Annotated in this window: 12 protein-coding genes; 5 read left to right on the forward strand and 7 right to left on the reverse strand. The window is 66.2% G+C overall.

What is annotated here, in order from left to right; all coding sequences use genetic code 11:
• Positions 1–131: 131 nt before the first annotated feature.
• Complete coding sequence (locus tag ACSUZC_RS00450; protein WP_439030990.1) at positions 132–713, reverse strand: DinB family protein; 582 nt, start codon at positions 711–713, stop codon at positions 132–134.
• A gap of 123 nt (positions 714–836) precedes the next feature.
• On the opposite strand from ACSUZC_RS00450, the gene ACSUZC_RS00455 reads away from it, so the two are divergent.
• Positions 837–1,490 carry a pyridoxamine 5'-phosphate oxidase family protein gene (locus ACSUZC_RS00455; RefSeq protein WP_439030991.1) on the forward strand — a complete coding sequence of 218 codons (654 nt, stop codon included), beginning with the start codon at positions 837–839 and terminating at the stop codon, positions 1,488–1,490.
• A 21-nt stretch (positions 1,491–1,511) separates the two neighbouring features.
• Here the strand turns inward: ACSUZC_RS00455 and ACSUZC_RS00460 are convergent, their stop codons facing one another.
• Positions 1,512–3,086, reverse strand: coding sequence for an AMP-binding protein (locus tag ACSUZC_RS00460; protein WP_439030992.1), 1,575 nt, complete (start codon positions 3,084–3,086; stop codon positions 1,512–1,514).
• Positions 3,087–3,181: 95 nt separating this feature from the next.
• On the opposite strand from ACSUZC_RS00460, the gene ACSUZC_RS00465 reads away from it, so the two are divergent.
• Together ACSUZC_RS00465 and ACSUZC_RS00470 are read left to right on the forward strand one after the other, a co-directional pair.
• Complete coding sequence (locus ACSUZC_RS00465) at positions 3,182–3,985, forward strand: LuxR C-terminal-related transcriptional regulator (protein ID WP_439030993.1); 804 nt, start codon at positions 3,182–3,184, stop codon at positions 3,983–3,985.
• A 102-nt stretch (positions 3,986–4,087) separates the two neighbouring features.
• Positions 4,088–4,975: a DUF5995 family protein gene (locus ACSUZC_RS00470; protein WP_439030994.1), complete on the forward strand. Its 888-nt coding sequence runs from the start codon at positions 4,088–4,090 to the stop codon at positions 4,973–4,975.
• A 230-nt stretch (positions 4,976–5,205) separates the two neighbouring features.
• Here ACSUZC_RS00470 and ACSUZC_RS00475 read toward each other — a convergent pair whose 3' ends face one another.
• The gene (locus ACSUZC_RS00475) at positions 5,206–5,481 is read right to left on the reverse strand and encodes a DUF7218 family protein (RefSeq protein WP_439030995.1); all 276 of its coding nucleotides are present in this window, start codon (positions 5,479–5,481) and stop codon (positions 5,206–5,208) included.
• Between the two features lie 328 nt (positions 5,482–5,809).
• On the opposite strand from ACSUZC_RS00475, the gene ACSUZC_RS00480 reads away from it, so the two are divergent.
• Both ACSUZC_RS00480 and ACSUZC_RS00485 read left to right on the forward strand, forming a co-directional pair.
• Complete coding sequence (locus ACSUZC_RS00480) at positions 5,810–6,898, forward strand: S-(hydroxymethyl)mycothiol dehydrogenase (protein WP_439030996.1); 1,089 nt, start codon at positions 5,810–5,812, stop codon at positions 6,896–6,898.
• Positions 6,898–7,527 (forward strand): MBL fold metallo-hydrolase, encoded by a 630-nt coding sequence (locus ACSUZC_RS00485; protein WP_439030997.1) that lies wholly within the window; start codon positions 6,898–6,900, stop codon positions 7,525–7,527. Before ACSUZC_RS00480 ends, ACSUZC_RS00485 begins: the two co-directional genes overlap by 1 nt.
• A gap of 752 nt (positions 7,528–8,279) precedes the next feature.
• On the opposite strand, the gene ACSUZC_RS00490 is transcribed toward ACSUZC_RS00485, so the two are convergent.
• The 4 genes from ACSUZC_RS00490 to ACSUZC_RS00505 all read right to left on the reverse strand — a co-directional run bounded on the left by ACSUZC_RS00490 (position 8,280) and on the right by ACSUZC_RS00505 (position 13,354).
• Positions 8,280–9,086: an SDR family NAD(P)-dependent oxidoreductase gene (locus tag ACSUZC_RS00490; RefSeq protein WP_439030998.1), complete on the reverse strand. Its 807-nt coding sequence runs from the start codon at positions 9,084–9,086 to the stop codon at positions 8,280–8,282.
• Positions 9,087–9,092: 6 nt separating this feature from the next.
• Entirely contained in the window at positions 9,093–11,120 is a 2,028-nt protein-coding gene (locus tag ACSUZC_RS00495; protein WP_439030999.1) for a fatty acid desaturase, read from the reverse strand.
• Between the two features lie 77 nt (positions 11,121–11,197).
• Positions 11,198–12,460, reverse strand: a complete 1,263-nt coding sequence (locus ACSUZC_RS00500) for a helix-turn-helix domain-containing protein (RefSeq protein ID WP_439031000.1) — start codon at positions 12,458–12,460, stop codon at positions 11,198–11,200.
• Positions 12,461–12,463: 3 nt separating this feature from the next.
• Positions 12,464–13,354 carry a ferritin-like domain-containing protein gene (locus ACSUZC_RS00505; protein ID WP_439031001.1) on the reverse strand — a complete coding sequence of 297 codons (891 nt, stop codon included), beginning with the start codon at positions 13,352–13,354 and terminating at the stop codon, positions 12,464–12,466.
• Positions 13,355–13,453: the final 99 nt, after the last annotated feature.

Below are 13,453 nucleotides of genomic sequence, written 5' to 3' on the forward strand. Positions count from 1 at the left end.
GCCCTGTCTGGCAGCCTCACTGACACATTCGGATCAGGTTCCCCACCGGATGGGTGGTTTGCGAAATCAGTTGCGAATCCCGGTTGTTGTGCAGGTGGCGGTGCCGGCCGGGGTTTGTCGCCTGCGCGGGACTACTGGGCCCAGTCGGCGTCCGCCCAGTCCTTCGCCCAGTCCTGTCCCTCCGAGATCGCGCCCATCGTGTTCTGTCCGTCGAGTGCTTCGCGGATGATGTCGGCGTGGCCGCTGTGGTGCGCGGTCTCCCGCAGCAGGTGGAGCATCATCGTCCGGATCGACGACCACTCGCGCTCGGGTGCCCACGGCGCCGTCGGCTGGGGGATCAGCTCGTCGAGGCTCGCGGCGTCGGCGATCACCCGGTCGAGCTCGGCAGCCGCGCGGTCGTAGGCGTCCAGCCAGCCGGCGAGGGTCTCGTCGTCGCACATCTCGTACTCGGTGAGCGCCTGGCTCATGTCGAACTCCGCGTTCTCATCGCGCTCGATGATGATCCGCGCCGCGTTCTGTTCACCGTGTGCGAGGTGCTTGATGAGCGCGCCGATCGTGAGCGTGCTGACGGTCGACTGCTTGCGGGCGTCGTCGTCGGAGAGGTTGCGAGCGGTGATCTTCAGCATGTTGCGCTGGTCCTGCAACAAGGTCAGGAGTTCCTTCTTCTCGCCGGTGACCTCGACGCTCAGTTCCGCGGGGGTGTAGGTGCTCATCTCGGGTTCCTCTCGGTTGGTGTGAGAACCACGCTATGAGCGATAGAGGACAGGTTCGGTCCTCGTTGTCCCGGCTGCGGGAAATCGGTTGAATGCGGTCTCACCGCCGACGACGATGGCCGCATGACGAGTGATGGAACAGCCGGCGGAGGGGAGGGTCGCCCCCTCGGCTCCCTCACCCGCAAGCCCGAACGCTCCGCCGACCGTGCGGTGCTCGACGACCTGTTGGACGAGGCGAAGACCGGAACCCTGAGCACCGTCGTGGACGGCCTGCCGTGGTCGGTGCCGATGCTCTTCGCCCGCGACGGCGACTCGATCCTGCTGCACGGATCCACCGGGGCGGGCGCACTGCGGCACGTGGCCGCGGGTGCACCGGTGACCTTCACGGTGTTCGTCCTCGACGGGCTCGTCGTCGCCGACACCCTCTTCGACCATTCGGCGAACTATCGGTCGGCCGTTGTGCGCGGAGTCCTCGAAGTCGCCGACGATGCTCGGGCGGCTCTGGAGATGCTGTCCGACAAGCTCATTCCCGGACGGGTCGCCGAAGTCCGGCCGACGAGCCGCAAGGAGCTGGCGGCGACCGTCGCCCTGCGGCTGCCGATCATCGACGGCCGGTGGATCGCCAAGGCGCGTACCGGCGGGCCGGGAGGGGAGTCCGCGGAGTGGACCGGCGTGGTCCCCGTGCGGACGGTGTACGACGCCCCGGTCGCCGACAGCGGCGACGTCCCGCCGGCCTCGGTCCGGGCTCTCGTCGAGGGGACGCACCCGGACCGGTGAGCGACCCCGAGGCCGGAGCGGTCAGCGCCGGCGCAGCAGGAACCTCTGGATCTTGCCGCTCGGGGTCTTCGGGAGTGCGTCGACGAAGTGAACCGTGCGGGGATAGGCGTGTGCCGCGAACTGCGTCTTGACCAGCTGCTGCAACTCGGCTTCGAGTGCTGCGGAGCCCTCGACGCCGTCGGCGACCACGACGAACGCCTCGAGCACCTCACCACGCAGTTCGTCCGGGCGCCCGACGACCGCGACGTCGACCACCGACGGGTGGGTGATGAGGACACTCTCGACGTCGAACGGGCCGATGCGGTACCCGGCCATGATGATCACGTCGTCGTCGCGCGCGGTGAAGAAGTACCGACCCTCGTCGTCGACGCGTCCGGTGTCACCGGTGAGGTACCACCGGCCGTCGGCCGAATAGCGTTGCGCGGTCTTCTCCGGGGCGTCGAGGTAGCCCGAGAACCACATCAGCGGGCTGGCCGGGACATCGATGGCGATCTGACCGTCGACGATGCCGGCCGCGAAGCCGGGCATGGGTTTGCCCATCGAGCCCGGGACCAGCGGCTCGTACACGTCGTCGTGCCAATGGTTGTTGATGAACATGCCGTGCTCGGTCTGACCGTAATGGTCGCGAACCTCGGTGCCGATGGAGCGCAACGCCCAATCGATGACGTCCGGGGTCAGGGGTTCGCCCGCCGATGACGCCCGCCGGAGCGAGAAGCCCGAGATGCGCGCGTCCTTGCTGAGTGCGCGGTAGACGGTCGGTGCGGCGGCGAAGTTGGTGACTTCGAGCTCGCCGAGGATCCGCGCGGTGAGCTCGGGGGTGAACCCGGCGCGCAGCAGCAGATTGCGGCGACCGGCGGCGAGCGGACCGAGCACGCCGTAGTAGAGGCCGTAGGCCCAGCCCGGATCGGCGGCGTTCCAGAAGACGTCGTCGGCGCGGACGTCGAGGCCGAAGTGCATGTAGGCGACGAACGAGGCCAGCGCCTTCACCGGGACCGGAACGCCCTTGGGCGCGCCCGTGGTGCCGCTGGTGAACAACAGGATCAGCGTGCCGTCGCCACCGACCGCGACCGACTCGGCGATCGGCTGGTGCGAGGAGATCAGTTCCTCGAACTGCTCGCCGGCGATCACCGTGGTGATCCCGTCGATGTCGGTGAGTTTGTCCGCCTGACTCGGCTCGGTGATCACGACCTTCGCGGCGCCGGCAGCCAGACGCATCTCGATCGCGGGTGTGGCGAACGCGGTGAACAGGGGGATGTAGATCGCGCCGAGCCGGGCGATCGCCAGGAGCGAGACGACGAGCTCCTCGCGCTTGCCCATGAGGACGCCGACGGTGTCGCCGCGACCGACGCCCATCTCGGCGAGAGCCGCGGCGAGCCGCTTGGACCGCTCGGCGAGCTCGCCGTAGGTGACATCGGTGGTGACCGGGCTCGCCGAGCCGGAGGCAGCGCCATCGGGATCGACTTCGATCACGGTGAACGCGACGGCATCGGGGTCGTGCCCGTCGACGAGGAGTGCCGCCGCGTCGGCGTCGGGCGCCCCGTAGATCGCCATCCAGCGTTCGACCATCTCGGTGGGGGTCGTGGTGGCCTGTGTCATCCTGAACCTCGCTCCTGACTGAGTAAGCTGAGTCACAGTGTCCTCCGCGGACGGCCCCTGGAACACCCTCCGAAGAGGGGGAGAAGTGAGGTGAGATGCCCGAGCCGATGAGCGGGATCGTCACCGACGCGCTGCGCCGGGTGCGCAAGTCCAGCGGGGTTCCGCTGGCGTTCGCGGGCGTGCTGAACGGACCGTCCCACCTGCGACTACAGCACTTCGCCGGGACCACCGTCGGGGCACTCAACGGGGTGTCGGTCGAACTCGGGCACGGACTCGGTGGCAAGGTCGTGTCGCTGAACCGGCCGATGGTCGTCGACGACTACCTCCGTACCCCGCGGATCACGCATCGCTACAACACGATCATCGAGCGTGAGGGACTCCGCGCCATGATGGCGGCCCCGGTGATCGTCGACCGGACCCCGGTCGCGGTGATCTACGGCGCCTTCCACACTCCCGACCCGATCGGCGGCCGGATGCTCGACGTCCTCGCCATGGAGGCGCGGACCGTCGAACACGAGATCGTGGCGTCACGCGCGCGGCTCGAACATGCGGCGCAGGACGAGGCCGAACTGCGCGACCGGATGACGGCGGCGTACGCGCGGTTGCGCACGCTGGCCGACACGGTCGACGACGCACGCCTCGCGGACGAGATCGCCGCGATCACCGAGGTTCTCGTTGCAGCGGAAACGGCACGGACCTCGCACGTCGAACTGACCGGACGCGAACAGGACGTGCTGTCCCTCGCGGCTCTCGGGTATCCCAACGCGCGGATCGCCGAGACGCTCGGTGTCACTGTGTACACCGTCAAGGGCTACATGAAGGACGCGATGCGCAAGCTGGGGGCGTCGTCGAGGTTGGAGGCGGTGGTGACCGCCCGCCGGGAGGGGCTCCTGCCCTGACCCACGGGATTTCGTAGCGCGAATGCGCGCCATTTGCGCACTGGCGCTACGAAATCCCGGGCGGGCGGTTCGAACTCGGGCAGGTGGGTACCCCCGGGTCCTATGCGAGCACTCTCGTCGGCACTGCTGACACTCGGTCTCATCGGATCACTAGTCGTCGCCGTGCCGACACCCGCGCACGCGGCACCGGCCCGCGCATGCGGGGCCCCGCTCGACGACGCCGACCGGGCACGGATCGTCGAGCTCAGTACCGTTGATGAGAGCTCTCGTGACCTCCCGCTGGTCCAGTTGCGGCGTAACGTCACCAAGCTCTACGGCATCGTCGACATCCTCACCGAACACCGGGACCGGCGTGGGCTGTTCGCGCTGGGACTTGCCGCCGTTGAACGCGACGCGGTGATGCCGCTTCAAAACAACCCGCGGGTCTTCCAGACCCCGCGATGGGCACCGGTCATCAGTCTCGAACTGCTGAACCGCTTTCTCGACGCGGTCAACGACGAGTTCTCGGGACGTCCGGTTCCCGCGCAGTGGCGAAACTACTTCGATATGGCGGCCGATTGCCGGGTGCCCGGACAGCGCGTGGCGATGGCCGGATACAACTCACACATCACCGTCGACCTGGCCTACGCGACTGCCGACGCACGAGCGACCACGAACAACGCGCGTGACTTCTTCTTCATCGTCGACGCGATTGCTGCGCACGGGAAGTCGATCGTCGACGCGACCAACCGGTGGTACGGGGTCGACCTCGGTCCGATCTTCCGGTTCTACGTCGTGGGAGAGGGACTCGACCGGGTCGCGGGCGCCGGTCGCGCGACCGGGCCGATGCTGCGCGCCGCTGATGTGGGTTACAACGTGCTCACGTTCCGCAACGGCCTGGCACTGCAGAACCCGGGCTCGGCGGCGGGCGCTCGGTCCGACATCGCCGCGCTGTGGACCACCGCCGAGACCGCGCTGACCGCATTCACCGAAGCCGGGATCGTGCGGTGAGAAGTCCTCATGAGCGCCGCGGAATAACTCGCCGAGGGGTGCGGTTGTATCCCTCGACGGTGACGGATTCACTGCCCCGGGTCCCACCCTTTTGCCGCTTCGAGCGGCCTGTTTGCCGAGAGGCGCACTGACCGGCACCGTCCCTTTACACATCGAAGCCGCCGACCCCGAGGGATCGGCGGCTTCGGTGCGTTCTCAGACCTTGCGGATTCGCGGCCGGTGCGTGCCGGTCAGTGATCGCGCAACTTCTCGATCAGCTCGTCCTTCTTCAGATCCGAATAACCGGACAGGTCGAGTTCCTTGGCGCGCTTCTTGAGTTCGTCGACGGTCCAGTCCTCATACGACCCGGACTTGCCGCCGCTCTTGCCGACGTCCGAGCGCGAAGTGTTGGCGGCGGCATTGGCGATGCGGGCGGACTTCTCTTTGGAATTCCCCTCGTCGCGGAGCTTCTCGTAGAGTTCGTCGTCCTTGACCGAAGGTCCGGGGTCCTTTTTGTTCTCTGCCATGGGTTACCTCCTCGCGGTCGAAATGCGCAGCGTTCTTACGGGGAGTGCCCCGCCTCGTCCGTCCCGAAACACCGATCAATGTGGGTGTCGACCGCCACGGTGTCCGCGATGACCGAAACCGGGTCGGATCTACCGGCCCGAGCTTAGGGTGAGACGAGTGGATCGCGCCGGATAATCGCAGTGGACTGTGGCTACTCCGAGTAGACCGAGATCGACCGTACCGATAAGGTTGTGGCGATGTGTTCTGGCGCCGCCACAGTGCGCGCCGAAGTCGCGAACACACGTCGCATACGTACCCCGAACAACGCAGTTGCGGAAGGAACATCGCATGTCGCAGACAGTCAAGGGAGTCATCTCGCGCAGTAAGAAGGCGCCGACGGAGGTTGTCGATGTGGTGATCCCGGATCCGGGTGCGCGTGATGTGGTGGTGGCGATCAGGGCGTGCGGGGTCTGCCATACCGATCTGGCCTACCGTGAGGGTGGCATCAACGACGAGTACCCGTTCCTGCTCGGGCATGAGGCCGCGGGTGTGGTCGAGTCGGTGGGGTCGGATGTCACCCACGTGGAGGTCGGCGATTTCGTGGTGTTGAACTGGCGTGCGGTGTGTGGGCAGTGTCGTGCGTGTAAGCGGGGTCGTCCGTGGTATTGCTTCGACACTTTCAACGCCAGCGTGCCGATGACGCTGACCGATGGCACCGAGCTGACGCCGGCGTTGGGGATCGGGGCGTTCGCTGAGAAGACGTTGATCCATGAGTTGCAGTGCACGAAGGTCAATCCCGACACCGATCCGGCGGTGGCCGGTCTGTTGGGTTGCGGTGTGATGGCCGGTATCGGTGCGGCGATGAACACCGGCAACGTGGGTCGTGGTGATTCGGTCGCGGTCATCGGTTGCGGCGGTGTCGGTGACGCGGCGATCGCCGGGGCGCGGCTGGCCGGTGCGACGACGATCATCGCGATCGACCGTGATGCGTCGAAGCTGGAGTGGGCCACCGACCTTGGTGCCACCCACACCATTGACGGTTCGAAGGTCGACGACGTGATCGCCGCGGTGCAGGAACTGACCGGCGGTAACGGCGCTGATGTCGTGATCGATGCGGTCGGTCGCCCGGAGACCTACAAGCAGGCGTTCTACGCTCGCGACCTCGCCGGGGTCGTCGTGTTGGTCGGTGTGCCGACTCCGGAGATGACCTTGGAGTTGCCGCTGGTGGACTTCTTCTCCCGTGGTGGTGCGCTCAAGTCGTCGTGGTACGGCGATTGTCTGCCCGAACGTGACTTCCCGATGCTGATCGACCTCTACGAACAGGGCCGTCTGCCGCTGGAGAAGTTCGTCACCGAACGCATCGGCATCAACGATGTCGAGGCCGCGTTCTCGGCGATGGAAGCCGGCAAGGTGCTGCGATCGGTGGTGGAACTCTGATGTCGGAGCTGCGGATCGACAACGTCGTCACCTCGGGCACGTTCAGCCTCGACGGCGGTACCTGGGATGTGGACAACAATGTGTGGCTCGTCGGCAACGACGACGAGGTGATCATCATCGACGCCGCGCATTCGGCGCGGCCGATCCTCGACGGTGTCGGCGACCGCACGGTGACGGCGATCGTGCTGACCCATGGTCACAACGATCACGTGACCGTGGCGCCGGAACTGTCGCAGGCCACCGGCGCGCCGATCCTGTTGCACCCGGGTGATGACATGTTGTGGAACGACACCCACCCCGACGTCGCGCATTCCGACCTCGAGGACGGCCAGAAGATCAGCGTCGGTGGGACCGAGCTGACGATCATCAACACCCCCGGTCACTCGCCGGGGTCGTCGGTGATCCATCTGCCCGAGGCCAAGGTGCTGTTCTCCGGCGACACCCTGTTCCAGGGTGGTCCGGGCGCGACGGGCCGCTCGTACTCCAGTTTTCCCACGATCATCGCCTCGATCACCGAGAAGATCTTCACCCTCGACCCCGAGACCAAGGTCTACACCGGCCACGGCGACGGCACCACCGTCGGCACAGAGGCTCCCCACCTCGAGGAGTGGATCAAGCGGGGTAGCTGAGTTAGGGACGCGATCAGCCTGCCCGTTGGCTGGCTCGAGCAGTTCTCCGGGGTCGAAACGCGTGACCCACTCGGGCATCCTGCGTGCGGAAACCCGTTCACCGGTCCTGCGGGGTGCGCTCGACGAGTATTGGTCGACGGCCGACGCTGCCGGTGGCGGCCCACGATCGACCCGTCGGTGATTACCTCGGAGATGGCGGTCGCTGACGCGTCCGGCCTGTCCGAATACGAGTCGGTGCATTTCCCCACGCGACTTTTCCGCTGGCCGAACGCCTGAGCGTCACGGTGAGATACCGACCAGCGCGACCGTTGTCGTTTACTGTCGCGGCGAGTTCTGCCGACTGACGCGGCAGGCCGCGCAGTGGTTGCGCGATTAAGGCACTGACGCCAAGGCCATGGACGAGGGTGTCATCGAATGGCGCGCGGGCGAGGCGGCGAGCCTTGATGTGATGTCGGCGCCTGATGCGGTGTCCGAAGCGTCCCATTGCGATACTGATCGCCTTGCCGCGTCGGATGGGCCGAGCGAGGTCGGTACCGGGGTAACGAGCATGCAGATTTGTCGCCCAACGCGAACCCAGCACTCAAACCGATCCTGCGTCCACGAGCCCGTGAAGCGCCTCCGACCAGGAACCCCGCCAGAGCCGAACCGGTGGTGAACAACCGGATGGCGGACCCGCCATGCTGTGATTCCGAGCATGTCCAGCGCCAGCAGCCTCGGCGGACCGGGTTGGTGCCCGATCGCAGGTCGGTGGGCTAAGACGGCGGGGTCAGTCGGGGGCGGAACAGACCGAGCAATTTGAGCAGGCCCAGACCGAAGACCGGAAAGCGCTGGTAGAGCGAGGTGACGACCGTGAGCTGCCAGGGGAAGGTGAGCTCCCGGCGATTCTTGCGGATAGCCCAGACCGCACGTTCCGCGACCTCGGAGGGTTCAAGAACCGGGAACCACCGCGACATCCTGGGGTACCACCCCATATCAGCGTCGTTGCGCTCGAAGTATCCGGTGTTGACCTCCGATGGGCAGATCAGGGACACCCCGATCCCGTAGCGGCCCACCTCTTCGCGCAGGCTGTGCGAGAGGCCGACGATGGCATGTCGAGTCGCGGTGTAGGGAGCCATGAACGGCAGCGGAAAGTACCCGGCGGGGCTGGTCAGGTTGACAATGTGCCCTTCGCGGCGTGCGATCATCCCTGGCAGCACGGCGCGGCTGGCATGCAGGGCTGCCCCGAGCGGAAGGCTGAGGGTCATCGAGATCTCCCGCGGTTCGATCTGTTGGAGCGGCTTGAAGGTCCCCGTGCCGACGTTATTGACCAGGATCGCGATCGGCCCGAGATCGTGCTCGACATCGGCGACCATCGTGCCGACTGCGTCGGGGTCGCCCATATCGCAGGGATAGGCGTGGGCGCGCTCGCCGATTCTGGCGACCTGTTCGTCCAGAGCCTGAGGGCCGCGCGCCACGAGCGCGACGTGCGCGCCCGCACGGGCGAGCTCCTCGGCAATGGCCGCGCCGATTCCCAGTGACGCGCCGGTCACGATCGCGACCTTGTTCTGCAGTGTTCGCATCTCGGGTTATCCCTCGTACTCGACAGTGACCGACGGTGTGGTTGGGCGCGACTGGCAGGTCAGCACGTAACCCGCCTTCATCTGGGCGTCCGATAGTGCAAAGTTCTGTTCCATCGACACCGCGCCGCCGGTGACTTTCGCCGAGCAGGTGCCACAGGCCCCGCCCAAGCAGGCGTAGGGAGCATCCAAACCGGCCTTGAGAGCGGACTCGAGGACGGTTTCGCCCGCAGCCAGGGACACTTCGTGACTGCGTCCTGCCAGCCCGACCGTGACCTTCGCGGTCGCGAATCCATCGGTGGCAATGGACTTTCCGTAACCCTGGAACACCTCGACGTGGACGTGCTCGGAGTCGGCGCCGTGTTCGATGAGGATCTCTCGCACCTCGGCGACCAGGTCCACCGGCCCGCAGAGGAACCACTCGTCAATCGAGGCCGGTGTGAGTTCGGCGCCAAGCCAGTGCTCGAGCTTGTCCCGGTCGATCCGCCCGCTGAGCAATGGTGGGTGCTGCGGGTCGCGTGAACGGATGTGGATGATCCGGAGCCGGTCGCCGAAGCGGGCCTCAAGGTCATCGAGGTCACGGCGGAACATGGTGCTCGCCGCGTCGCGGTTACCGTAGATCAACGTGAAATGGCTCGTCGTCTCGACCGCAAGCGCAGTCTGCACGATCGAGAGCACGGGGGTAATACCACTGCCGACCGCAACGGCGACGTACCGCTTGTCGGACACCGGATCCAGCTCGGTCCCGAAAGATCCCGTCGGGGCAAGTAGCTCCAGGGTGTCTCCCGCCTTGAGCTGTTCCACCGCGTAGGTGGAAAAAACCCCGCCGGGAACGCGCTTGACGGCGATCGCGAACCGGCCCGAGAGCGCAGAGGTGCAGATGGAGTAGTTGCGCCGCACCGCGATGCCGTCGATCGTGGCGCGGACGGTGACGTGCTGCCCGGCCTCGAAGGTGAAGGCCTCGCGCAACTCATCCGGAATCTCGAACTGGATCAGCACGCTGTCGGAGGTCAGTTTGTCCACACCGGCCACCCGGATCGGATGGAAGTCCGCACGCCGGCCCGTGCCCTGCGGGACCCGCCGCAGCGGCAGCAGACGTCCCATCTTGGCGTTGAGCTGCTTCCATTCGCGGTACTCGTCCGGGGTGAGCTGTTGCCCGAAAGCAGTGCCGATAGCGGCATTGCGTTCGAGGTACTGGTCTTCGTTGCGTCGCCACGCGGCCACGTAACGGTAGAACGGGATGGAGGGGTGCAGGTGATGGACCAGGTGGTAGTTCTGCGACAGCAGCAGCGGGGTGAGGATCCACTCGGCGCCGACCCGATTACGGGTGGCCCGATACCGGTTCTCACGCTGGGTGTCTTCGAGGTCGTGATGGGGTAGCCAATCAAACCACCATGCGAGGACGAACATGCCTACCCGCTCCGGGATCAGGTATACCAGCGCCAGGGTCCAGAAGTGGCCGGTCAGCGCGCACCCGATGATCACTGCGACGCTCATCGTCAGGAGCGCCGCGGTCTCGATCAGTTCCGCTCGGGGTCGGCTCTTGGCGTTCCGCACCACAAACGAGAGGTAGGGGACGTCCATCACTCCGAATCGAGCTGGTGCCTTCCAGACTGAGGCGCCACTGATGAAGTGGTCGGGGTCGCTGCCATCGTGATCATTGGTGTTGCGGTGATGCGAAATATGGATGAAGGCAAAGGATTTGAAGGAAATCAGTGGCGAGACAAAGAACATCGCGACCCGGCCGAAGGCCACGTTGACCCAGCGGTGTGTGCTGATCGAATAGTGGGACGCATCGTGAAGGACGGTGAAGAGCACGAAGATGGCTGCCCCGCTGATCCCGATCGTCACCAGAGCTGGGAGCCGGTCGGTCACCGCCGCCCATGTCGATGCCGCAAAAGCGGCGATGGAGCCGACGAAGAGGGCGACGATGGGCCAGGACAGGGTGGGGATTCGTTCTCCGGGATCAGGGAGAGCTTGAATCGGCCGGGCGTTACCTGGGTTGCCGCCAGGATCGAGGTTGATAGGCGTGACCATGGTCACTAAGTTACGAATGCCGCGGATCGCGCGCGAGGGGTCGCGCGCCCATACGAATGTGCGGGGCGCACACTAGGTCACGCTAGTTCTTCGGTGCTGCCCAGCACCGCGGCTCCGAGCGTTTCGGCCAGGTGCAACGCCGCGTGGAGTTCGACGATTCGGCCGGAGGCGGTCCGCCCCAGACGCTCCTCGGCCCGGCGCATCCGCTGTAGCACTGTGTTGCGGTGTACACCTAACACTGTTGCCGCCGCGGCTAGACCTCCTTGTGCGTCGAGCACTGCCAGCAGCGCCCGGCGCTCCTCCGCCTCGCGGACACCGACGACGCCCAATTCGCCAAGTTCAGCGGCGACGAAGGCCCGAGCCAGGTCGAGGTCGCCGCTCATCGTGTCAACGAGGGCCATCTCGGCGTACGAGGTGACCGGAGCGCTTCGGCTTCCCAATTCGACGATCCGGCGGGCACGCTGTGCCTGGGCATGTGACTCGCGGAAGCCGACCGGGCCACGGGCCGGGTTACCCAGCGAGACCCGAACCGACTTGGGGATGGCGGATCCCAGTGACGCCAGAGAGTCCGGGCCGACATCGGGGGAGCCCGGGGTCGAAACCCACCCCCACAGCGTCTGAGTACCGTCGGGGAGCAGCAGCGGGTGTTCCGAGCCCAGACGTCCGCCGATCGTCTTGCCGATCCGCTGCAGATCGATATCGTCGCGTTCGGTCCAGCAGATGAACGCTGTCTGCCATCCGGTGAGACGGTGCGATAGCGTGCCTTCGGTTCCGCCGAGATCGACCCTGTCCCCGGCGAGTAGCCTGCGCACGGCATCGGTGCGAGCCGCGCGGACCCGGTGTTGGATGCGGTCTAGCTCGGCGACATACTCGGCTGCGACCTCGCTGGAGATCCGATCGACGTAGCCGAAGGCGTAGTTCTGCAGTTCGGCTACCACGGTCATCGCCAGCGCAGAGTCGGGCACAAACCTGCCAACTCCCGCCAGGATCCGTTCGGTGAAGTACGCGTGACCGAGACGGTAATGGCGCAGCATCACGTCGACGCTGTAACCGCGGGCCGCCATTGCCCGTGCGTGCTCCAGCGCGGTCACCGGGGCCGACGCCGCGGTAACGTCGATCGCGTTGCGCACCATCGATAGTGCGGCCTCGAGGTTCGATGAACAGGAAGCCAGAGTCAGCCCGCGTAGACCATCGTCCGTGGTCGCCTCGGGAATACGTTCGACAATGTACTCGAGCATTTCCTCGGTGTAGGCGGGCAGGCGCTGCAGCAGAACGGCGGCAATCCGGTTGATTTCGGCGCCGACCTCGTCGGGGAGGTTGGGCCATTGTGTCGTGGCCACTCGCTACCCGGCCACCGTGGCGGCGATGCGCTGCCGGTTGATCGCGGCGAGGTCCAGTGCGGACGTGTAGGCGCAGTGGGTCAGAAGCTCGAAGCGCTCGAGCGCGTCGGGGCTGCCGACGACGGCGGCCCGAGGCAGTTCGGTCGCTTCGCCCGAGAGCGAACGAAATACCTCGTCGCCGGTCCCGGTGATAGTCACCTCGGCGGACGCCGCCGTGCCGGTGACCTGGGTGCGGATGCCAACGAACTCTCGCCGCGATACCCCGCACACACGCATGGCCCGACCGTGGTCCAGCGCAACGACAACGATCACGGCCGCAGCCATGCCACGCCACACCTGTTTGATCGCGAGCCGAGCCGGCGCCGGTGTGTCGCGGAAGCCGAGCCGCAGACGCCGAATCTGGAACGGGACGTGATGACCCTCGTCAGCGAGGATGCGTTCGGACACGTCGACAAGGAGACGATCGCCCCCGCCCTCAGCCAGCGCACGGTAGTAGCGCAACGCGACGACCTCGGCGATGGTCAGGATCATCAGTTCGAGCCGGAGTCCCAAGAGTCGCCGAAGATGCACGAAGACGCTGTCGGACCAGTGCCATCGTTTTGTCTGCGCCCCGCCGGCGCGCAGCAGCAGCGCCAGCATGCGTGCGTGGTTTTGTTCTTCCGCGACGAAGAGACGCACGGCGGCCTCGTAGTCGCGGTCGCCTGCGGCGGCGGCGTTGGCGATTAGGTGAGATCCGTCGCCACTCTCGCCCACCTGGAACTTCTGCAGGCTCCGAACGATCGACGGGTCGAGCCGACTGCCGGCCGACCACTGCGGATCAGCTGCCTCGGACCGTTGCGCAGCCCGCACACGGAACCCCTCGGACCAATTGCCTGTTTCCACCTGTGAACTCATCGGCGCTCCTCCCCGGGTTACCTCTACCAAGCCAGTCTCCTGACTGACAGTGTCGATGACAGCGAGTTCGGGGCGGGGCATGTGTCTGAGACCCTGGGC

The sequence above is a fragment of the Gordonia terrae genome (assembly GCF_051789125.1).
GTDB classification, from domain to species: Bacteria; Actinomycetota; Actinomycetes; order Mycobacteriales; family Mycobacteriaceae; genus Gordonia; species Gordonia terrae_A.